Origin of the sequence: Aequorivita lipolytica, assembly GCF_007997135.1 — a bacterium.
GTDB classification, from domain to species: domain Bacteria; phylum Bacteroidota; class Bacteroidia; order Flavobacteriales; family Flavobacteriaceae; genus Aequorivita; species Aequorivita lipolytica.
On record NZ_VORU01000001.1, the window covers coordinates 174316 to 197722 of the forward strand.

Sequence of the window (23407 nt, forward strand, 5' to 3'; positions counted from 1 at the left end):
AATTTGAAGGCAAAAAATTACGTTTACAAGGATGGCTTTTTCAAGCTTTTAGCAATTATAAGTTTCATATTGGTCAGCAATGCTTCGCTGGCTCAAGATTCTACGGCTGTAGGGAATGAAATGGGACGGATGGATCTCCCAAATCCAACCAGCATTCAGGATCTCTATACCTATGATCCCATTACAGATAGATATATTTATACCCAAACCTTGGGTAGTTTTAATGTTACCTATCCTATTATTCTTACACCACAGGAATACCAGCGCCTTATTCAAGAGGAGCAGATGAAGGCTTATTTTAAACAAAAGATAGATGCTGCAGATGGACGTAAGGCGGGTTCTGAAGAAGAACAGAAAAATTTACTTCCAACGTTTTATGTGAATTCAAACTTTTTTGAATCTATTTTCGGCGGAAATAGTATTGAAGTAATACCGCAAGGTTCTGTGGAAATGGATCTTGGCTTGCTTTATACAAAACAGGACAACCCAGCCTTTTCACCCCGAAACCGCAGCAATTTTTCTTTCGACTTTGATCAAAGAATAAGTCTAAGTCTTTTGGCGAAAGTGGGAACCAGACTTCAGGTTACTGCAAATTACGATACCGAAAGCACGTTCGATTTCCAGAACCAGATAAAGTTGGAATACACCCCAACTGAAGACGACATTATTCAGAAAATTGAAGTGGGTAACGTAAGTATGCCACTAAATAGCTCGCTTATTCAAGGAGCGCAAAGTCTTTTCGGTGTAAAAACACAGCTTCAGTTTGGGAAAACAACCATCACAGGAGTTTTCTCTGAGCAAAAATCTGAAACTCGTACTGTTTCCGCTGAAGGTGGCGCAACCATTACGGATTTTGAACTTTTCGCATTGGATTATGACGATAGCCGCCACTTCTTCTTGGCACATTATTTTAGGGACAATTATGATCGTGCGCTAGAGCTTTACCCTTTCATTAACAGTAACGTGCAGGTAACCCGAATGGAAGTTTGGATTACCAACCGCACCAGTAGAACTGAAAACGTTCGTAACATAGTTGCATTGCAGGATATTGGTGAATCAGATCCTACAAATATTGGGTTAAGTGTTCCACCGGGAGGGTTTATAAACGCGCCTAGAACCGCATATCCTGATAATGGTAACAACGATTTTAACCCCTTCGGAATAAATGGTGGTCCACAAACATTGCTTAATCCAGCAATCCGGGATGTTGCAACGGTTCGTCAAGGTTTTACTGGCGTGCAGGTAAGTGAAGGCACAGATTATGTGACACTGGAAAATGCCCGAAGGTTGGACCAGGGAGAATACACGTTGAACTCACAATTGGGTTATATATCCTTGAATCAACGTTTAAACAATGACGAAGTCTTGGCAGTTTCATATCAGTTTACTGTAAACGGAAAAGTATATCAAGTAGGAGAGTTCTCAAATGACGGGGTTGAGGCAAATGGAGGCGTACAAAATCCAGGAGGTGGAGGAAATCCTCCCGGTCAAGAAACAGGACTAGCGCAAAATCTTGTGGTAAAGCTTTTGAAAAGTAGTATTACCAATGTACAGGAGCCAGCTTGGGATTTGATGATGAAAAATATCTACCCCATTGGAGCATACCAGCTTGAAAAAGAAGATTTTAAATTAAATATATTTTATACAGACCCATCACCGATCAACTATATAGAAAAGGCCCAAGGAGGTCCTGAACTTCCCGACGATGTTAAGGATGAAATTCTTTTAAAGGTATTCAATTTAGATAGGTTAAACTTTAATAATGACCCAGTTCAAGGCGGTGATGGATTTTTCGATTTTCTCCCGGGAATAACGGTAGATCAACAAAACGGAAGAATCATTTTTACCACCGTGGAACCGTTTGGAAAGCATTTGTTTGATGAACTTAACGTGCCTTCAGCTCCTGCTAATTATGACATTCCAACTACTTATAACCAAAATCAGGAGAAATACGTTTTCCGAACACTTTACACCGGAACAAAAACCCAGGCGGAACAGCTTGAAAGTGAAAAGAATAAATTTCAGTTAAAAGGAAGTTATAAATCTACCGGTGCAGATGGAATCCCTATTGGAGCCTTCAATATTCCACAAGGTTCGGTTACCGTAACCGCAGGTGGAAGAACTTTAGTTGAAGGGGTGGATTACACCGTAAATTATCAATTGGGAAGAGTTCAGATTTTAGATCCCGGCTTGTTGAACAGCAATATTCCAATTTCTGTAAGTACCGAAAACAATTCCCTTTTTGGTCAGCAAAGCAAGCGTTTTACAGGCTTGAACGTAGAACACAAATTCAGCGATAAATTTTTGGTGGGTGCAACTTATTTGAACCTGAACGAACGCCCATTGACCCAAAAATCCTCTTATGGTGTAGAGCCTATAAACAACAGTGTTTTTGGAATAAATTTAAATTATTCAACAGAAGTTCCATTCCTTACCAGATTAGTAAATAAGCTTCCAAACATAGATACAGATGTAGAATCCAACGTTTCTTTACGTGGTGAATTTGCATACTTAAAACCAGGAGCACCAAAAGTTTCTGATTTTAACGGGAAGACCACAGTATATGTTGATGATTTTGAAGCTTCTCAAACGGGGAATGACATCAGCACTCCTTCCAGCTGGTCTTTAGCCAGTACACCGCTGGATTACGGAGGTGGAGAAGAATTTGCAAATGAAGATCTTCGATACAATTATAGACGTGCTAAACTGGCTTGGTATACCATAGATCCTATTTTTTACAGCAGCCAGCGGCCTGAAGGAATTAATGATGAAGATCTTTCTTCGCCATTTACACGTCGTGTTTTTAGGGACGAAATTTTCCCTAACCAAGATATTATCCAGGGACAGACGCAGGCACTCTTCACATTAGATTTGGCGTATTATCCTTCCCAGCGCGGGGAATATAACTATAACCCCCAAGCCACAAATGGAACACTTCCAGCACCTGAAAATAATTTTGGTGGGATAATGAGATCATTGACTACAACAGATTTTGAAAAATCAAATGTAGAGTATATTCAGTTTTGGGTAATGGATCCTTTCATTTATGAGGAAAATAACGGCAACCCGGGAGGAAATATCAACTTTAACCTTGGAAGCATTTCTGAAGATGTGTTAAAAGATGGCAGAAAGCAATATGAAAACGGCTTGCCTGAAGATGGCGGCAATTTAAATGTTTTGGAAACCAACTGGGGTAAAGTACCATTAAACCAGTCTCTAGTTTACACTTTTGATACAGAAGGACAGCAGCGTACCAATCAAGATGTAGGATTTGATGGATTGAGCAATGCCGAGGAAGCATCCAAATATCCAGGTTTTGGCGATGACACCGCCAATGATGACTACCAATACTTTTTGCAGGCCGATGGCAATATTCTAGATCGCTACTTAAAATATAACGGAACCCAAGGCAACTCACCTGTTGAGGTTACAAATACAAATCGCGGAAGCACTGCCCAACCCGATGTAGAAGATATAAATCGTGATAATACAATGAACACGATTAACAGCTACTTTGAGTACAACGTGCCCATTTATTCCGGCATGAATCGCGAAAACAACGAGTATATTGCCGATGTTAAAGAACTTGAAGTAACTACACAAGACAATAATGTAATCCCTGTGCGCTGGGTACAGTTTAAAATTCCAATCAGCAAGCCAGATCAGGCTAAAGGTGGAATTTCAGATTATAGATCCATTCGTTTTATGCGTATGTACCTTTCCCAATTCACGGAAAACACCGTGTTGCGTTTTGGAACTATGGAATTGGTGCGCGGCGATTACCGAAGATTCCAACAAACATTAGATATTACAGGTGAAGACCCCACACAGGACAATACAATTTTTGAAGTAGAAGCTGTAAGTATTGAAGAAAACGAAAACCGACAGCCAATACCCTATAGATTACCACCAGGACTGGATCGCGAAGAATTGAACAATAACAATAACATTATAAGAGAAAATGAGCAATCACTTTCTTTAAGAGTTTGTGGGCTAGAGCCAAATGATGGACGTTCTGTTTATAAGAATTTTAACGTTGACATGCGCCAGTACAAAAATCTGGAAATGTTTATTCACGCTGAATCATTACAAAATGAAACGGCACTTTCTGATGGACAATTAGTAGCATTTATTCGTTTGGGGAACGACCTTACCAATAACTATTACGAAGTTCAAATTCCTTTAAACCCAACCAATTTTGGAGCAACCAGTGCCGAGGAAATTTGGCCGCTTGCAAATAGATTAAACCTGCGATTGGAATTACTTCAACAAATTAAAACAAGAGTTTTAGGAGATCCAACTATAGATCCTACCGAGGTAACATTCTTTAACCAATCTGAACTTGATGGTGGCTCTACCGGTGGCGAAAATGAGCTGAGAATTGGTATAAAAGGTAACCCAAGTTTTGGTAATGTTCGCAATATTATGTTAGGGGTTAGAAACACGACCAGCAATGATTTGTGCGGTGAGGTTTGGTTTAACGAACTAAGAATGTCTGAACTAAATAATGACGGTGGTTGGGCAGCAGTTGTAAGTATGGATGCCAATCTTGCCGATTTTGCAACGATAAATGCTACGGGCAAAAGGAGTACAGTAGGTTTCGGGTCCATTGAGCAAGGACCTAACCAGAGAAGCCGGGAAGATTTACAACAGTACGACGTAGTTACAAACGTAAATCTAGGACAGTTGCTTCCTAAGAAATGGGGAATTCAATTACCCTTCAACTATGGGCGATCTGAAGAGTTGATTACCCCTCAATATGATCCAGAATTCCAAGACATAGAACTAGAGACCCGTTTGGATAATACAGAAGATCAAGATGAAAAAGATGCTATAAAAGAGCAAGCTGTGGACTATACAAAAAGGCAGAGCGTAAACTTTATAGGGGTTCGAAAAGAACGTACTGGTGAAGCAAAGCCTCAAGTATACGATATAGAAAACTTTACGGGATCCTTTTCATATAACCAAACAGACCACCACGATTTTGAAGTAGAAGACGCGCTGGAACAAAACGTTCGCGTTGGCGCTACTTACAATTATAATTTCAAAGCAAAGCCGGTAGAACCTTTTAAGAAAAATGACTCCTTATTTACGGGTAAATATTGGCAATTTCTAAAAGATATCAACTTTAATTATTTGCCTACCAACATTTCGGTAAGTTCAAATATTACGCGACAATACAATGAGCAAAAGTTCAGAGAATTGAATTTGCTGCCGGGAAGTATTGGTCTCCCTAGATTATACCAACGTAATTTCCTTTTTGACTGGCAATATACTATAAACCACAATTTGACTAAATCGTTGCGTTTCAATTTCACATCTTCAAACAACATGATCGTGAACAATTATGTAGACGATAATGGCTTTGTTAATAATGAAATAGGCGTTTGGGATGGATTCTTTGACGTTGGTGAACCAAACCAACATTTCCAGTCACTACAGCTCAATTATGATTTGCCCTTTAACAAATTCCCGTTTCTAAAATTTATTCGAGCAACCTATTCCTACACTGGAGATTATCAATGGCAGGCCAGTAGTGATCTTTTCAATGAAATTCCAATTCAGTTAAGTGACGGAACTACAAACACATATAATTTAGGAAACTCTATACAAAATGCGAGTACGCACCAAATCAACTCCAGTATAGATATGAATGGTTTTTACCGTTATGTTGGTCTAACCAAAATAAAGAAAAGTAAAACTAGAAAATCTGCTGGAGGTAGTGATGATGGTTCTGGTGATGAAGCCCCTGGAAAAGAAGGAAAATCCGCGCGCGAAGGCAAGTTAGAAGAAGAAAAGAACGGGGAAGTTTCAACCGGAAAAAACAGTGCACCAAATGTTTTGAGTAGGGGCGCTGCTCCTGCGGGAAGTTTGAACGCTGGAGATAAAGCGTTGAATACCGCTATTGGCTTTGCAACCATGCTTAAAAAAATTCAGTTTAATTATCAGGAAAATAACGGTATTTATTTACCGGGATATATACCTTCCATCGGTTTTATTGGTACGCTGAAACCTACCACAGGATTTGTTTTCGGAAGCCAGGCAGAGGTGAGGGAGCTGGCTGCACGCAAAGGTTGGCTAACGCTCTATCCAGAATTTAACGAACAATATACCGAGGTGGAAAGCCGCCAAATGGATATTCAGGCCAATTTAGAACCGATAAACGATTTGACCGTAGACATAAATGGAAGTAGGATTTATTCTGAAAACTATTCTGAAAACTATATAGTTGAAGATGGATTATATAATTCGTTGACGCCAAACACCTTTGGAAACTTCAATATTTCAACAGTATTGATTCAAACGGCATTCAGCGCTAGCGATGAAAACAATTCTGCTGCTTTTGATGAGTTCCGCAGCAACAGACTAACAGTAGCAAACAGACTGGCGGAGGAATATTACCAAGGGAGACCTTTTGAACGCACTGTAGATGGGTATCCAGTTGGTTTTGGTAAAAACAGTCAAGATGTTTTATTGCCATCATTTCTGGCTGCATATAAGGGGAGTAATGCTTCAAAAGAAAAAACAGGAATATTGAGAGACATTCCACTTCCTAATTGGGATGTGAAATATACTGGACTTATGAATATTGCTTGGTTTAAGAAAAACTTCAAGCGCTTTTCGCTTACCCACGGGTATCGGGCTTCGTACACGGTAAACCAATTTCAATCGAACCTTGATTACGATGCAAACGACCCTGAGGCAGTGGACCAGGCCGGAAACTTTAAAGTAAAAACTTTACTTACAAATGTAAACTTGACCGAACAGTTCTCACCGCTACTCCGTATGGATTTTGAAATGAACAACTCAGTAAAAATTCTTGCTGAAATGCGTAAGGACCGTGCACTGTCGTTGAGCTTTGCAAATAATCTTCTTACGGAAATAAAAGGAAATGAATATATTATCGGGCTTGGATACCGAGTTAAGGATCTTCGTATTGCTACAAATTTTGGCGGTAAAAAATCCGTCATTGCGAGCGATTTAAATTTTAAGGTAGATCTTTCAAGAAGAGACAATATAACTATTGTGAGATACTTAGATATTATTGATAATAATCAAACTACCGCTGGGCAAACTATCTATGGTGCGCAATTGTCTATAGATTATGCCTTGAGCAAGAACCTTACGGCTTTATTCTATTACGATCACACATTCTCAGAATATGCCATCTCAACCGCATTCCCGCAAACAACTATTAGAAGTGGATTTACACTTCGTTATAACTTTGGAAATTAAGAACCCTTATATTTAATGATATGAATGTACCATCTAATTTAAAATATACAAAAGACCACGAGTGGATAAAAATTGAAGGCGATATAGCCACTATCGGTGTAACCGATTTTGCCCAAAGCGAGCTTGGCGACATTGTATATGTAGAAGTTGAAACCGTAGGCGACACTATGGAAAAAGAAGAAGTGTTTGGAACCGTTGAAGCAGTAAAGACTGTTTCAGATCTTTTTTTACCACTCTCTGGAGAAATCATTGAATTCAACGAAAATCTTGAATCTGAGCCCGAAAAAGTAAATACGGACGCCTACGGAGAGGGTTGGATGATAAAAATGAAAATTTCAAATCCAGATGAAATAGCTGAACTCTTGGACGATGCCGAATATAAAGCGCTTATTGAAGGCTAAAAACCTATTGCTTTTTGCAATACTTTATAGTTGCCTAATATCCGTACTTTTTTTTGTTCCAAGTCCACAGTTACCGGAAATAGAAGTTTCTGGGACCGATAAAATTGTTCACGGATTGATCTATTTCGTCCTTATTAATCTTTGGATGTTTTATTTTTACACAAAAAACGGATTCAGTCTAAAGCTTAAATGCATTTTAGTTCTGATTATTCTATTGTTGCTATACGGCATAATAGTTGAGATATTACAACATCTATTAACGGTTTCTCGTCAGGCAGACATTTATGATATAGCTGCAAACTTAATAGGTTCATTACTTGGAATCTTTTTTTTCCAAAACATAAAAAAATATTTAAATACTTAAAATTTCAATTAAGTTTTAAATTGAATGATAATTTCTATATTTTAGCAACACTTTAAACCCACTATTATGGAACCCAAAAAAAATCCAAAAGCAGATGTAACCCGAAGAAGCATGCTTTTCTTCCAGCTCGGAATGGTTTTAATGCTCTTCCTTGCCTGGCAGGCAATTGAATGGAAGACCTATGATAAGTCTGATTCCGACTTCGGAAAACTTGACGTAGGCGATGAGCTTGAAGAGGAAATCCCAATTACCCAGCAATTAACGCCACCACCGCCACCACCACCGCCGCCACCAGCCCCTGAAGTTATTGAGGTAATGGAGGATGAAGTGGAAGAGGAAGAAACTGTAATAAAATCTACCGAAGTGAAACAAGATGAAAAAATTGTTGAGGTTAAGGAGATTAAGGAAGAAGTGGTTGAAGAAGAAATTGCCGACGTACCTTTTGCTGTAATTGAAAATGTGCCTATCTATCCAGGCTGCGAAAAGGAAAGTGGGAACGATGCCAAAAAGAAGTGCATGTCTTCTAAAATAAGTGAGTTTATTAATAAGAAATTTGATAGTAATCTTGCGTCAGACTTAGGTTTGGAAGGAAGACAACGTATAGCGGTTCAATTTAAAATTGACAAAAACGGAAAAGTTGTAGACGTGCGCGCACGTGCACCACACCCAAGACTTGAAAAAGAAGCGATGGATGTAGTGAATTCGCTGCCTAATATGACTCCAGGAAAACAAAGAGGAAAACCAGTTGGGGTGCTTTATTCACTTCCGATTGTGTTTGATATTCAATAGAAATTATATTATTTCAAAAACCCCGTCCTTACATCAGTAATGACGGGGTTTTTTGCGTTTTGGCATAACAGTTGTGTTTTCATAAAAGTATTAACGTTTAAATCACTTCATTATGAAAACAACAGGAAAAAATGCTCAAAACAAAAGAGACGAAAAAAAACAGACAAACATTAAATGGAATTCACGTTTGTTCTTTCAACTAGGAATTGTTCTTAGTCTGCTTGTAGTTTTTTTTATAATGCAGACTGATTTTAAAATTAAAACCTATCAAGCTACTTCTACTACATCTCATAGTTTAGAAGAACCACCGATGTTTGATTATGTGATTGATGTGGATAAACCCAAACCTATTGAACCTATAAAAAAGGTTCCTCAAAAACGTGAGCCAATTAAAAGAGTGGTAAAAAGTACTACGTTTGATGTAAAGCCGAATACAGACCCAACAATTGAAACGCCCATTGCACCTACGGATGGGCCAGTGGTAGAAGCTCCCCAAGAGCCTGTAACTGTTGAGCCCAATTCGGGATCAGATAAACCTAGAATACTTGCCAGTGTTGAGTTTGTACCAGTATTTCCAGGTTGTGAAGTCTTGAATACTAATAAAGAAAAAGTAGATTGCATGTCCTCAAAAATTAATTCGTTCATTAATAAAAATTTCAAAAAAGAATTGTTGGAAGATCTTAAACCGAACGAAGACTACAGAATTTACGTAAGTTTTAAAATAGATCTCAATGGTTATGTAACTGATGTGGTTGCAAATTCTAGAAATGCTAATTTAAAAAATGAAGCCCAACGCGTTATAAAAAAGTTGCCCGCTATGAAACCAGGAAAACAGGGGGATAAAAACGTGGAAGTACTGTATAACCTTCCAATTATTTTCAATATTCAATAACAAGATTTTCATTGATTATTGATAGCTCCCCTTAAAAAAGGGAGCTTTTTTTGATTTCGGTCATTACAAAAAAACTGTATCTTTCGGAATTAAACAATCAACCCCCCGATGAAGCATCTTCTCACTCTTTTTATTCTTAATTTTTCAGTAATATCTTTGGCTCAGATCCCTTCGGCCCAATATGAGAAATATCCCGTTTTTGAAGATTGCGAGAGTGCAGAAGTTCAAGCGCTGCAAAATTGTTTTAATGATAATTTGCAACGGTTCATTTTTCAAAATTTTAAAGTACCAGAAAAAGTTTTTGCCGAAAACTATAAAGGAAATGTAAATGTGCTTTTTGAAGTTACCAAGAAAGGAGAATTCAAGGTCCTCTATGTGGATGCAATTTATGAAGAATTAAAAGCGGAGGCGCAACGTGTTTTTGAATCACTTCCTGCAGTAGCGCCAGCAACTTACAATGGCAAGCCCGCTTATGTGCAGTTTACACTCCCCATTGCCATTCCGTTGGTGAAACCGGGACAAAGCATTGTTCAGTCCACCGAAATAATTAAAAAGAATGAGAGGGAAAAATTTGTTGAAGAGTATGATGCAATTGAGAATCTTCCCTACGGAAATGAAGAATATCGCAGCAATATCAATATTCCCCTTTCACACCATAATTACAGTTTGTTTGATCCCGCGATGAACCGTGTGGGCTTAAACAATCACACTGCCCAAAAGCCGTATATCTATTCTGAGGTGAATAAATATTATGATTTTGAAGATGCAAATAAAGAAATTTTAAAAAATAAATCCTCTTGGTTTGGTCGTAAATTGTGGAACGAACATTTTATCACCATAAAAGGGAAAGACTATTGGCTCACCCTGGATCCCGGAGTAGACCTGCAGCTAGGAAAGGATATTGATGCAGATATAGATACTTACAACAATACTCGGTTGATTTATACACAGGGCGGTATTGGTAAACAGATTGGTTTCTTCGGTGTTATTTATGAGAGTCAGGGACGCTTCGCAGACTACTTCAACAGATATGCAGAATCCATTCGGCCCGACGGAGGAAATCCCGCAATCATTCCAGGCCGCGGTATAGCAAAGGGCTTTAAGACGGATTCTTATGATTATCCCATCGCAACTGGGCATCTATCGTACACGCCTTCAAAATATTTCAACATTCAGCTTGGGCACGGTAAAACTTTTTTGGGTGATGGTTATCGCTCTTTGCTTACCAGCGACAATGCAAGTTCATATCCTTTCTTTAAAATAAATACCACTTTCTGGAAGCTGAAATATACCAATACATGGATGTCCCTCCGCGATGTGCGCCCAGATGTTACCGAGGATGGCTCGTTCCGCACAAAATATATAGCAAATCACTATTTAAGCTATAACATTACCAAACGTTTAAACATAGGCCTTTTTGAATCTGTTATTTGGCAAAATGACAACGGCCGTGGTTTTGACGTTAATTACTTAAATCCAATTATTTTTTATCGTGCCATAGAATTCTCAACAGGATCTCGCGGCGGTAATGCTTTGATTGGGATCACCACAAAATACAAAGTGAACGATCAAATTAATTTTTACGGACAATTTATTATTGACGAATTTTCCTCCAGCGACGTTTTTGGCGGAGAGGGAAGTTATAAAAATAAAACCGGCTACCAGCTCGGTCTGAAATACTACAATGCTTTTGGATTTAAAAACTTGTACTTACAGACCGAATACAACAGGGTTCGGCCATATACCTATTCGCACAATACTATAGTTTTAAATTATGGACACAACAACCAGTCTATGGCGCATACACTGGGAGCAAATTTTTCCGAATTTATTGCCATTGCGCGTTACCAAAACGGAAGACTCTATGGCGATGCTAAGTTTATTTTCGCAAAACGCGGTTTTGAGTTCAACACTCCAGAAGATTCGTTTTTTTACGGAGGCGATATTTATGGAACTGAAGACGATCGTATTTCTGACAAGGGCAACGATTTGGCACAAGGAAATACAACAGATTTTTTCCACGCTGAAATTCAGGCAGGATATGTAATAAATCCTGCTACCAATTTAAAAATATACGGAAGCTTTATTTTTAGGAAATTTGAACCCAAAGTGGAAACTGAAACCGTGTTTACAAATCAGACATCTTGGGTAAATTTTGGTATCAGGACAGACCTCTTTAATTGGTACTATGATTTTTAACCGATTATACTTTCATGAGAAAACAATCATGAATCGGCATTCCTTTTATGTGCGGCTTTAGTTTTTTTGTTTTTCGCTTCTCTCCTTTTTCATTTGCTCAATTTTCTCAAGCGCTTTACGGTTCTTTTCATCGTTGCTGTCAATAGAACTTCTCTCTTTGGCAACCTCGCCATAAAGCATTTTTATGAATGCTTCAGTAGTTATAAAACCATCGCCATATCCCTCGGCATCGTAGGCTTTGGTAAGATCCGTCATTTTCATCACTTCTTCTTCAGTATTTTTATTAATGTAGCTTCTTGCTACTCTTTTGTAAGTGTTTGATAGCATATCTATGGTTTTTTGAAGGTCGCTATAACTCCCTACGTTACCGTGTCCGGGAATAATTTTAGTATCTTCATTAATGATCAATTTTGCCTTTGAAAGTCCTTCTATTACTCCCTTTACGCTACCGCCATTTTCAGTGTCAATGAAAGGATATTTTCCATTAAAAAACACATCGCCCGTATGAAGTACGTTGCTGTTGGTAAAATAAACCATTGCATCACCATCAGTATGAGCGTTGTGCACGTGGAAAACATAAATCTTTTCACCGTTGTAATGAAAAGTCATGTCTTCAGAAAAAGTAATCATAGGAAGCATTTCACTAGGTATTTTTTTCTTTTCGCTTTCCCGCATTTCTTCCAGTCTGGTACGTACGTTGTTCTGAGAAAAAATAATCGTTCCAGTTTGTGCCATTACCGCGTTTGCGCCGGTATGGTCTCCGTGGAAATGTGTGTTTACCAAAAACTGAACAGGCTTATCGCTGATAGTTTTAATGTCATCTTGAATTTGTTCAATATGTTCGGCAAATTGATCATCTATCATAAACACACCATCATTGCCAAAACTCAATCCAATATTCCCTCCCTTGCCCTGCAACATGTATATTTTATTATCTACTTTGATCAATTTTGTACTTAGTTTTCTTCCGTCATCGGTTTGTGAAAATGCTATTGAAACAGTAAATAAAAAGACCGCGCTGAAAATTAATTTGGACAACATATTTTTTTGAGTTTTAAATTTGGTTGAAAATACTAAAAATGCTGAAATAAAAGCATAAGATTATTGATATTATATTGCAAAAAAAATACAGGAAGCGTATCTTTGCACAGCCTAAAAAAAAGAGCTTGTCCGTTTCTCAATCACAATCAATTAACCCGTCAGTTATCAGGAATTTTACCGAAATAACCAAGCTTCGCCTTTCGGTGAGTGTGGTTTTTTCTTCGGTGGCAGGTTATTTATTGGGAGCTGAAACAATTGACTTTTTCGTGCTTTTTTTATTGTGTGTTGGTGGCTATTGTATGGTTGGCGCTTCAAATGTTTACAACCAGATCATTGAAAAAGATTTGGACTCGCTAATGGACCGCACAAAAAACAGGCCGTTGCCCGCAGGACATATGAATGTTCGTTCAGCGTTTATACTTGCAAGTATATTGACCGTTCTAGGTGTTGTTGTACTTTATACCATCAATCCTATTACGGCAATGTTTGGCGCCATTTCCATCTTTATGTACGTGAGCCTTTACACGCCCTTAAAAACCAAGACTCCGCTTTCGGTATTTGTGGGTGCATTTCCTGGGGCCATACCGTTTATGCTGGGTTGGGTTGCGGCAACGGGCCAATTCGGCATTGAATCTGGCACCTTATTTATGGTTCAGTTTTTTTGGCAGTTTCCACACTTTTGGGCCATTGGCTGGTTCCTTTTTGATGATTATAAGAAAGCGGGATTTTTTATGCTTCCTAACGGAAAACGTGACAAAGGAACCGCATTGCAGATTATTCTATATTCAGTCTGGACGGTTCTGGTTTCTTTAATTCCTGTATTGGGGATTACTGGCAAATTATACTTGACGCCGCTATCGGGAGCTCTAATAGGTGTTTTGGGAATTGGTCTTTTATACTATGCAATTCGGCTATACAAAGAAAAAACAGCAATAGCCGCAAAACAGCTTATGCTCGCAAGCGTTAGTTACATAACACTTTTGCAAATAATTTATGTTGCAGATAAATTTATAAGATAAAATAAGTTGGGTGCTGGATGCTGGATGAAAATTTTAAAATAAGAAGTTTCAAATCCAGATTAGCAAATCCCGAATTAACGAATTAAAGAAATATAAAATGGATTTAACCCAAGGAAGTCACGAACTAAAAGTAAACAGGGCAAAAAAGAACATGCTTTGGTTTGGCATTATTAGTTTAACGATGAGTTTTGCAGGCCTTACCAGTGCCTATGTAGTAAGTAAAGAAAGACCAGACTGGATAACCAGTTTTGAAATCCCGCCAGCATTTTACATTAGCCTTGCCTTAATAGTGGTAAGCAGTTTTACCGTACATTTTGCGCTCTGGGCTATCAAAAAAGAACAGCACGCTCTCGGAATGTCTCTATTGGTTTCAACCCTTATACTCGGAATATTATTTATTATTTTTCAATTCGTAGGCTTTTCAGAAATCATTCAGAACGGATATAATTTTACTGGGCCCACGAGTAGCATAACCACATCTTTCATCTATTTAGTGGTATTATTGCACGTTGCACACGTTTTTGCAGGGCTCGTATCACTTTTATTTGTAATTTATAATCAGTATAAACAAAAATATAGATACGGTAAAACCCTTGGCATTGAACTAGCTGCAACTTTTTGGCATTTTGTGGATATTGTATGGATTTATCTGTTTTTATTTATTTATTTCGTTAAATAAAAATTAAACGTATTTTTGAACCTTTATTTAAAACCAAATTCTTTTTATGGAAGCTACTGTTGTTAAAACAGGTACCGAAGGAACAACCTGGGGTGGCGGAAACCAACCACTGAAAGCTAGTTACGGCAAAATGATGATGTGGTTTTTCATCCTTTCCGATGCCTTGACGTTTTCTGGATTTCTTGCTGCTTATGGATTTTCAAGATTCAAATTTGTAGATGCCTGGCCTATTGCCGATGAAGTATTTACCCACTTTCCATTTTTGCATGGCGTAGATGCGCCTATGTATTATGTGGCGTTTATGACCTTTATCTTAATATTTTCGTCTGTAACTATGGTGTTAGCTGTAGATGCCGGCCACAAAATGCAGCAGAATAAGGTAATTTTCTACTTGTTTCTTACCATTATTGGTGGTGCTGTTTTCGTTGGCTCACAAGCGTGGGAATGGGCAACATTTATAAAGGGAGATTATGGCGCAATTGAAACTAAGGGAGGACAGATTATACAATTCTTAGATAAAGAAGGCGAGCGTGTTGCAATTAGAGATTTCGCAGTTGCTGCCTCAAGAGATCGCGTAGAACAAACTGGTGATAACGGAATTTGGTATAATACCGAAGGAGAATATCTACCAAGTGTTTCTTATGAACAGGTAAAAGAAGGTTTCTTGGCAAATGATAATCTTTTGGTGAGGCTTCAATATAAAGATGAACACGGACATCATATAATACTTTCCAGAGAGGAATCTATAGCAAAAGTGGTAAACGATGGCCAACTAATCGTGGAAGGTGCAAACTTGCGCCATAACGAATATGGCCATCCATTGTTTGCAAATTTCTTCTTCTTCATTACTGGTTTCCACGGTTTCCACGTTTTGACGGGAGTATTAATAAATATTATTGTTTTCTTTAATGTAATTATAGGCACCTACGAACGCCGCGGAAGTTATGAAATGGTCGAAAAAGTCGGCCTTTATTGGCACTTTGTGGATTTGGTCTGGGTATTTGTATTTACTTTCTTTTATCTTGTTTAGGTTTTCAAAATTTAAAAAATGGCACACGAACATAAATTAGCAATCTTTAGAGGCACTGTAAAATTCAAATCAAATGTCAGCAAAATTTGGGGTGTTTTTATATTTCTTTCTATAGTTACAATAATTGAAGTAGCACTCGGTATAATCCGTCCAGAATTTCTGGTTGATACCCACTTTTTGGCACTGAAATTACTTAACTGGATCTTTATTATTCTTACGCTAGTTAAAGCATACTACATTACTTGGGATTTTATGCACATGCGTGACGAAACAACAGGCCTGCGTAGAGCCGTAATTTGGACTGGACTTTTCCTAATATCCTATCTAGTTGTATTGATACTTATTGAGGGTGATTATATTTATGAAGTCTATAAAAATGGATTTATAAAGTTCAATTTCTAAATTGAAAATGAAATTATAAAAAAAGCCCTCTTTGTGAGGGTTTTTTTATGCCCTGTCCGGTCGAGTCCTTCGGTGAAGTTTATATTGAACGAAGTCGAAATACTCAGAATAAACTAAAGTCGAGCCCTCTTTTTTTGGACAGCTTTTTATTCTTTTATCACTTTAAAGATTTGCTCACCATTATTGGTTTCCAATTTTAGGTAGTAGATTCCCGTTGCATAATTGCTGAAATCAATTTGCAAAGCCTCGCCTTCTTTTTTAAGTAACATTCTTCCAAAGATGTCGTAAAGTTTAATGTTGGTTATGGCTGTGCCTGTTTCTACCTGAACATTTAAAATAGTACTTACAGGATTAGGATAAACCTTAAAATTGTTGGTTTCATTTTCCCCAACGCCCAAAATAGTATAGTTTTCATACCAAGCAATTTTATTGTCGTTCTGTGAAGAACCAATTACGTCCATATCGCCATCATTATCTATGTCGGCAGCGATTACAGATCTGGGCGACTGTACCTCTGTAGTTATAGTCTGTTTTCCCCCGAAACTACCCAAACCGTCAAGATTTTCAAACCAGACCACCTCGCCAGAAAATGTTTCCACACCCGTGGCAAGTACATCCATGTCGTTATCGTTATCCAAATCGGCTACATATACTGCGAATGCAGTAGGCAGAGAGTTTGTGATTATGTTCTTAGGCCCAAAATTCCCAAGACCATCTAAATTTTCATGCCAGGCAACCTCATCGTCACCGTTCGAAGCAGAAAAAACGTCCATATCGCCATCGGCATCGGCATCGGCAACAAAGAGCATATTTGCATATACAGAAAAATCACGAATAACGCGAAAAGGGCCAAAATTTCCCAACCCATCCAGGTTTTCATACCAAAATATTCTAGCGACCCCCGGGGCATATCCATTGCCTACCAAATCAAGGTCCCCATCACCGTCCAAATCGGCAGCTACAACGGATCGGGAGCTCAGTATGTTATCATCTATAATTTTTCTAAAACTGAAATCGCCGCTGCCATCAAGGTTTTCGTGCCAAGCCAAGCCCGAATTGTCAGATGCCGAAACAACATCGTTATCGCCATCACCATCCAAATCGGCTGCTATGACCGAAAAACCGCCATCGGCATTTCCAGCGATTCCTATTTCTGGACCGAAATTCCCAAGACCATCTAAATTTTCGTACCATACCACGCGGTCTAAGGAAGAAGATACTCCCAATACGTCAGTATCGCCATCATTATCCAGATCCGCCGCGTATATTGCTTTTGTTTCACTAAGAAGTCCTATTAGGTTCAAAGAGCTAAAAGTGCCATTACCGTCCATATTTCGATACCAAGCAATATTATTTTTAAATCTTGCGGCAGATAAAATATCTAATTTTCCATCCCCGTCTATATCTGCCGTAAAAACTTGAACCGGAAGCTCTGCCTCTGTAGAAATTATTTGTTGTGGACCGAACTGTGAATAACCATTAAAAAAAACTAATGGTACCAAAAGCAATAAGTATTTCATCATTTAACATTTAAAAGAATGGCTCTAATTTTCTTAGAGCCATTCTATAAGTAAAATTTAATTTTCCTTAAAGATAATATCTTGTTCCGTTGCTCCATCTTCATAATAGTTAATTTTATAAAAGCACTTAATTACAACACAGTAATAAATAATTTATTCCATAGTTTAATAATTAAAATTAACACCCAAAACATTGTCCAACCCCCTTTTACCCCGTATTTTTGCAAAACTACTTTTGGTGTTTTTCAAGTAGTAAAAAAATGCTATAATGAAAAAGTATTTGGTTCTCGGAATCCTGTTTTTATTGCCCATCACGGCCTATGTTTTTTTTGCTTCCGGAAAAAATAACTTTGCCACCCTACCTATAATCACTAATTCTGTTGCCGAACTAGAAAACTTTAAAACACTTGACGGGAAGTCCGTTCAATTGGAAAGGCGTATTACCGTTTTGGGTTTCTTCGGAAGTGATCTGGAAACACATAGGGCTTATGCCTACAATTTGGCACATAAAATTTATACCAAAAACCATCAGTTTAATGAATTTCAATTTGTAATTCTTTTGCCGGAAGGAACGGAAGAACAAGCCCGAGGCCTTGAAGAAAAGCTAAAAGAAATTGCCCCAACTGATGCTTGGTTTTTCGCCTTCGGAAGTGGGGAAGATATAACTGAAGTTTTTCAATCCTTAAAGTCGGACATCACTTTAGACCCCAACCTTTCAACTCCGTATGTATTCTTAATTGATAAAGAAAGGAACCTACGCGGCCGTGATGACGATGATGATGAAGGCCTAATGTACGGCTTCGATTCCAGCACCATTGCAGAAATAAATAACAAAATGAACGACGACGTAAAAGTTCTTTTGGCAGAATACAGAAGGGCTTTAAAGAAGTATAATTCTGATAGGGAAATATAGTAGAGAAAAAAGAGCAAAGAATAAAGAAAAAAGAGCAAAGACATAGCGACATAGTTACATAAGCATCCATAGAATTAATAGCATCAATAGCATCATTTCAAAAATGAAAAAAAATTATTCATACATAGGTATTTCATTCATCATTCTGGTTTTTGGAATTTGGGCAGTGCCTGAGATAGTTAGATATATGCTCGGACCAGATCTTGCTTTTGTAGAAAGAGAAGGAAAAAAGGCGAAAGTTCCGGCATTTTCCTTTACCAATCAAAACGGAAAAACAATTACAAATGATGACTATAAAGACAAGGTTTATATAGTTGAATTTTTCTTCACCACCTGTCCGTCCATTTGCCCAATTATGACGGAAAATATGCTAAAGATTCAAAACGAGTTTTTAGGAAATCCAAGAGTTGGTATTGCTTCTTTTTCTATAGATCCCGAACACGACACTCCTGAAGTATTAAAGGAATATGCTAAAAATAAAGGTATAACCAAACCACAATGGCATCTTTTAACGGGCGAAAAGGAGAAAATATTTAAGCTATCAAACGAAGGTTTCAATCTTTACGTTGGGGAAGCCGCAGAGGTTGAAGGCGGTTTTGAGCATTCAGGTTTTTTTGCGCTCATAGACCAAAATGGTAATATTCGTTCAAGGATAGACGAAAACGGAAACCCAATTATTTATTATGACGGCTTGGAAGATAAAGGAATACAAATGCTGAAGGAAGACATTAAAAAGCTTTTATAGCATGCAAACTAAAACCCAAAACACAAAACGCTACAATATTTGGATATGGATCCTCTCTATTGCAATCCCAGTAGCGGTTGCGGCATTATTCACCGTAAGAATTCCCGGTGTGGAAAGACTGGGTTTTTTGCCGCCAATTTATGCAACAATTAATGGTCTAACTGCAATAATTCTTATAGTTGCGGTTTATCAAATTAAAAAAGGAAATAGAAAAACCCACGAATTACTTATGAAAACCGCTATCGGATTTTCAGTGTTATTTCTTGTAATGTACGTGGCCTATCATATGACCTCAGATTCTACGCCCTTTGGTGGCGAAGGAATGATTAGATACATCTATTATTTTATACTTATAACGCATATTTTATTGTCGATAGTCGTTATACCTTTTGTACTCATAACTTATGTTCGTGCTATTTCCGGACAGTTTTATAAACATAGAAAAATTGCGCGAATCACTTTTCCGCTTTGGCTTTATGTTGCGTTAACTGGTGTAATAGTTTATTTAATGATTTCACCCTATTATTAGGCGTGAGAAGTGAGATATTAGATTTTGAAACCTGAAACCTGAAAGCTGAAACAATGAAACTTAAAGTTTTTATTACGATACTTCTTTTTTTAATAATGATTCTTCCTGCGGAAGCCCAATGTGCAATGTGTCGCGCCGTCTTGGAAAGTGAGGAAAGTGGGCAGACAGCGAAAGGCATCAACAACGGAATTATCTATCTAATGATTTTTCCATATTTACTAATTGGCGGCATCGGCTTTGCTATTTACCGAAGCCGCAAGAAGGCACGCAAAGAGCAAACCTTGTAGTTTTTCTAAATACTGTGTAACACTTCCCCAATATTGGAGTCTTATAAATGGCTGAAACGATTAAAGTATTCAAGTCTTAACAAGAATTTCACATTTAGCAGGGGATTTCCCCTTTATTTTGTAAATCAACAATTTTTAGGATGATAGAGATAAAAGATCTTCACAAATCGTATCACATGGGTAAAAATTCACTCCATGTTTTAAAAGGAATAAACTTCTCGGTTTCTGAAGGCGAAATGGTTTCCATCATGGGTTCATCCGGTTCGGGAAAATCTACCTTGCTAAATATTCTCGGAATTCTTGATGAAGCAGACGAAGGAACCTATACTCTTGACGGAACACTCATTAAAAACTTAAACGAAAAGGTTGCGGCGCGTTATCGCAATAAATTCCTGGGCTTCATCTTTCAATCTTTCAATCTCATAAACTATAAATCTGCATTGGAAAATGTGGCAATGCCGCTTTACTACCAAGGTGTAAAACGAAACATTCGCACAGAAAAAGCCATGCACTATCTCGAAAAAGTAGGCTTGGCAGATTGGGCTACCCATCTTCCGAATGAGCTTTCTGGTGGACAAAAACAGCGTGTAGCAATTGCCCGAGCCTTGGCTAGCGATCCCAAAGTATTGCTTGCAGATGAACCTACGGGCGCGCTGGACACAAAAACTTCTTACGAAGTAATGGAGCTTATACAGGGTATTAACGACGAGGGTAAAACAATCCTCATCGTCACCCACGAAGATGATATTGCGCACATGACCAAACGTATCGTGAATTTAAAGGATGGAATTATTATTGACGATTCGGTAGTAACCCAAGTTAGGGCCAAAAGCGAAGCCTATGTTTAATATTGAACGCTGGCAGGAGATTTTTGAAGCAATTAGCAAAAACAAATTGCGAACTTTTTTAACGGGTCTTTCCGTGGCTTCGGGAATTTTTATTTTGGTTATTCTACTCGCTATCGGTCAAGGCATGTCCAACGGCGTTGCAAAGGAATTTGAAAATGATGCCACTAACCGCATTAGTGTTTGGACCAATGTTACTTCAGTTGAATACAAAGGAATGAATCCCGGTAGAATCATTGAAATGGACAACCGCGATTATGAAATGGCGGTCAATAAAAATAGTGATAAAATAGAACTTAAGTCCGGAGTTTACAGTCGTTGGGGTCAATTGACCACTTATAAAAAGGAAAACGGAAGCTACAGGGTAGAAGGCGTTCGTGGCGATTATCAATTTCTAGAAAACGCAACTTTGGTTGTTGGTAGGTACATTAATCAAAACGATCTTAATTCTTTCGAGAAAAACGCCGTTATAGGAAATCAAGTTTATTTAGATCTTTTTAAAGGAAAAGATGCTATTGGCGAATATATTGACATTGCCGGAATAAAGTTTAAAGTTGTTGGGGTATATACCGATCCCGGCGGAGAAAGGGAAGAAACGCGTGTTTTTATTCCATTAACAACTGCACAACGAGTCTATAACGCTGGCGATAAACTTAGATCGATTGCTTTCACTCTTGAAAAGCACGATAAATATGAAGATGCCCTAGCCGCTTCCGAAGCCTTTTCAGCAGAATTGGAAGCAGATTTAAAAGCCAAACACACCATTGCGCCAACAGATGAAAGGGCGGTAAACGTGAACAATACTTTGGAAAACGCCAAAAAATTTTATGACCTAAATATTATGATTCGGTGGTTCTTTTGGGGTGTAGGTATTTGTACAATAATTGCAGGGGTAGTAGGCGTTAGCAATATTATGCTAATTATAGTGAAGGAACGTACTAAGGAAATTGGCATACGCAAAGCCATTGGTGCACAGCCTTGGTCCATCATTGGAATGATACTTCACGAATCTATTTTTGTTACCGCAATCGCAGGATTTATAGGTTTAATTTTCAGCCTCATACTGTTGCAAGTGGTTGGGCCCTTTATTGAAACAGATTATATCCGCAATCCTTCCGTAGACTTTTCAGTAGCAATTACAACTGTTATCATACTTGTGGTTGCAGGCGCTATCGCTGGTTTTTTCCCAGCTTACAGAGCCGCGAATATTAAACCTATAGAAGCGTTGCGCGATGAGTAAACTATTCAGCAGAGACAGTTGGGCAGAAATCATAGAAGCCCTTAGCAGCAATTGGTTCAGAACCGTTATGACCGCCTTCGGTGTACTTTGGGGCATTTTTATCTTGGTAATTTTGCTCGCTGCTGGCAATGGTTTAGAGAATGGCATAAAACAAGGCTTCAATGGGATGGCAACAAATTCCATGTTTATGTGGTCCCAAACTGCTTCACAACCGTATAAAGGTTTGCCAAAGGGGCGCAGATATAATTTCAAAACAAATGATGTTCCGGCAATTAAGCAAAGTGTACCTGGCCTACGTTTCGTTTCACCTAGAAACCAATTAGGAGGTTTTCGCGGAAGTAATAATGTTGTGCGCGGTCTTCAAACGGGTGCTTTCAACGTTTATGGAGACTATCCTGAAATAATTCAACAACAACCGATGGATATCACTTCGGGACGCTTTGTAAACTATTCAGATATAAACGAAAAACGCAAAGTTGCTATTATTGGGAGCGGCGTTCAAAGTGCTTTATACAATCCGGGAGAAGAGGTTATAGGCTCCTATATTAAAATTAATGGTGTAAATTTTATGGTGGTGGGCACCTATAAAAAGAAAGGAAACAATGGCGATCCCGAAGAAATGCAAAAGGAAATTTATGTGCCCTTCACGGCATTCTCCCAAGCGTTTAATATGGGCGATGTTGTAGGTTGGATGGCTATTACCGCCGAAGATGGATACTCAATAACCGAACTAAAATCGCAAGTTTTTGACGTTATAAAAACACGCCACACCATCAATCCAAACGACGATCGTGCCGTAGGTAATTTTGATCTTTACGAAGAGTTTAGCAAAATAACAGGACTGTTTACCGCACTTAATTTTGTGGCTTATTTTGTGGGAATTTTGGTACTGCTTTCGGGAATCATAGGTATTAGCAACATTATGCTAATTGTGGTAAAGGAACGCACAAAAGAAATTGGCATACGCCGTGCCTTGGGCGCAACGCCGTGGAGTATTCGTTCACAAATTCTATTGGAATCTATATTCTTGACTATCGTTTCGGGTATGGCGGGAATTGTATTGGCAACAGCAGTGCTTTGGCTTGTAAACTATCAACTAAGTGGAATGGATACCAGCGAGATGATGTTTATTAACCCATCCGTCAACATTGGCGTTGTATTTATAGCACTCACAATTTTGATTGTTTCTGGTTTATTGGCTGGATTGATTCCTGCGCAGAACGCAATAAAAATTAGGCCAGTTGAAGCATTGCGAACAGAATAGAAAGATGAAAAA

At 38.3% G+C, this 23407-nt stretch carries 19 protein-coding genes; 17 read left to right on the forward strand and 2 right to left on the reverse strand.

Going from position 1 to position 23407, the window contains the following annotated elements; all coding sequences use genetic code 11:
- Window positions 1–3: 3 nt before the first annotated feature.
- The 6 genes from sov to ESV24_RS00740 all read left to right on the forward strand — a co-directional run bounded on the left by sov (window position 4) and on the right by ESV24_RS00740 (window position 11881).
- Window positions 4–7236, forward strand: a complete 7233-nt coding sequence (gene sov / locus ESV24_RS00720) for a T9SS outer membrane translocon Sov/SprA (RefSeq protein ID WP_111813456.1) — start codon at window positions 4–6, stop codon at window positions 7234–7236.
- 20 nt (window positions 7237–7256) lie between these two features.
- Entirely contained in the window at window positions 7257–7637 is a 381-nt protein-coding gene (gene gcvH, locus ESV24_RS00725; RefSeq protein ID WP_111813458.1) for a glycine cleavage system protein GcvH, read from the forward strand.
- Complete coding sequence (locus tag ESV24_RS15635; RefSeq protein WP_111813460.1) at window positions 7606–8001, forward strand: VanZ family protein; 396 nt, start codon at window positions 7606–7608, stop codon at window positions 7999–8001. The genes gcvH and ESV24_RS15635 overlap by 32 nt, the downstream gene beginning before the upstream one ends.
- Before the next feature lie 66 nt (window positions 8002–8067).
- On the forward strand, window positions 8068–8790 hold the full coding sequence (locus ESV24_RS00730; RefSeq protein ID WP_111813462.1) for an energy transducer TonB: 723 nt from the start codon (window positions 8068–8070) through the stop codon (window positions 8788–8790).
- A gap of 112 nt (window positions 8791–8902) precedes the next feature.
- Window positions 8903–9682 carry an energy transducer TonB gene (locus ESV24_RS00735; protein WP_111813464.1) on the forward strand — a complete coding sequence of 260 codons (780 nt, stop codon included), beginning with the start codon at window positions 8903–8905 and terminating at the stop codon, window positions 9680–9682.
- Window positions 9683–9790: 108 nt separating this feature from the next.
- Window positions 9791–11881, forward strand: coding sequence for a gliding motility protein RemB (locus ESV24_RS00740; RefSeq protein ID WP_111813466.1), 2091 nt, complete (start codon window positions 9791–9793; stop codon window positions 11879–11881).
- Window positions 11882–11938: 57 nt separating this feature from the next.
- Here ESV24_RS00740 and ESV24_RS00745 read toward each other — a convergent pair whose 3' ends face one another.
- A complete protein-coding gene (locus ESV24_RS00745) occupies window positions 11939–12922 on the reverse strand; it encodes an MBL fold metallo-hydrolase (RefSeq protein ID WP_111813468.1) in 984 nt (327 codons plus the stop codon).
- A gap of 125 nt (window positions 12923–13047) precedes the next feature.
- On the opposite strand from ESV24_RS00745, the gene cyoE reads away from it, so the two are divergent.
- From cyoE to ESV24_RS00765, 4 genes are all read left to right on the forward strand, one after another.
- Window positions 13048–13941: a heme o synthase gene (gene cyoE / locus ESV24_RS00750; RefSeq protein ID WP_111813470.1), complete on the forward strand. Its 894-nt coding sequence runs from the start codon at window positions 13048–13050 to the stop codon at window positions 13939–13941.
- 97 nt (window positions 13942–14038) lie between these two features.
- Complete coding sequence (locus tag ESV24_RS00755; RefSeq protein WP_111813471.1) at window positions 14039–14620, forward strand: cytochrome c oxidase subunit 3; 582 nt, start codon at window positions 14039–14041, stop codon at window positions 14618–14620.
- A gap of 46 nt (window positions 14621–14666) precedes the next feature.
- Window positions 14667–15650: a cytochrome c oxidase subunit 3 gene (locus ESV24_RS00760; protein WP_111813473.1), complete on the forward strand. Its 984-nt coding sequence runs from the start codon at window positions 14667–14669 to the stop codon at window positions 15648–15650.
- 18 nt (window positions 15651–15668) lie between these two features.
- Entirely contained in the window at window positions 15669–16052 is a 384-nt protein-coding gene (locus ESV24_RS00765) for a cytochrome C oxidase subunit IV family protein (RefSeq protein WP_111813475.1), read from the forward strand.
- A 146-nt stretch (window positions 16053–16198) separates the two neighbouring features.
- Here the strand turns inward: ESV24_RS00765 and ESV24_RS00770 are convergent, their stop codons facing one another.
- Entirely contained in the window at window positions 16199–17575 is a 1377-nt protein-coding gene (locus tag ESV24_RS00770) for a T9SS type A sorting domain-containing protein (protein WP_111813476.1), read from the reverse strand.
- A gap of 265 nt (window positions 17576–17840) precedes the next feature.
- Between ESV24_RS00770 and ESV24_RS00775 the strand changes: the two genes are divergently transcribed.
- The 7 genes from ESV24_RS00775 to ESV24_RS00805 all read left to right on the forward strand — a co-directional run bounded on the left by ESV24_RS00775 (window position 17841) and on the right by ESV24_RS00805 (window position 23395).
- The gene (locus ESV24_RS00775) at window positions 17841–18485 is read left to right on the forward strand and encodes a hypothetical protein (protein ID WP_111813478.1); all 645 of its coding nucleotides are present in this window, start codon (window positions 17841–17843) and stop codon (window positions 18483–18485) included.
- Between the two features lie 103 nt (window positions 18486–18588).
- Complete coding sequence (locus tag ESV24_RS00780; RefSeq protein ID WP_111813480.1) at window positions 18589–19230, forward strand: SCO family protein; 642 nt, start codon at window positions 18589–18591, stop codon at window positions 19228–19230.
- A gap of 1 nt (window position 19231) precedes the next feature.
- Window positions 19232–19759, forward strand: a complete 528-nt coding sequence (locus tag ESV24_RS00785) for a DUF420 domain-containing protein (RefSeq protein WP_111813482.1) — start codon at window positions 19232–19234, stop codon at window positions 19757–19759.
- A 53-nt stretch (window positions 19760–19812) separates the two neighbouring features.
- The gene (locus ESV24_RS00790) at window positions 19813–20046 is read left to right on the forward strand and encodes a hypothetical protein (RefSeq protein ID WP_111813484.1); all 234 of its coding nucleotides are present in this window, start codon (window positions 19813–19815) and stop codon (window positions 20044–20046) included.
- Between the two features lie 140 nt (window positions 20047–20186).
- Window positions 20187–20894: an ABC transporter ATP-binding protein gene (locus ESV24_RS00795; protein ID WP_111813486.1), complete on the forward strand. Its 708-nt coding sequence runs from the start codon at window positions 20187–20189 to the stop codon at window positions 20892–20894.
- The gene (locus ESV24_RS00800; RefSeq protein WP_111813488.1) at window positions 20887–22131 is read left to right on the forward strand and encodes an ABC transporter permease; all 1245 of its coding nucleotides are present in this window, start codon (window positions 20887–20889) and stop codon (window positions 22129–22131) included. Before ESV24_RS00795 ends, ESV24_RS00800 begins: the two co-directional genes overlap by 8 nt.
- Window positions 22124–23395, forward strand: a complete 1272-nt coding sequence (locus ESV24_RS00805) for an ABC transporter permease (protein ID WP_111813490.1) — start codon at window positions 22124–22126, stop codon at window positions 23393–23395. Before ESV24_RS00800 ends, ESV24_RS00805 begins: the two co-directional genes overlap by 8 nt.
- Window positions 23396–23407 lie beyond the last annotated feature (12 nt).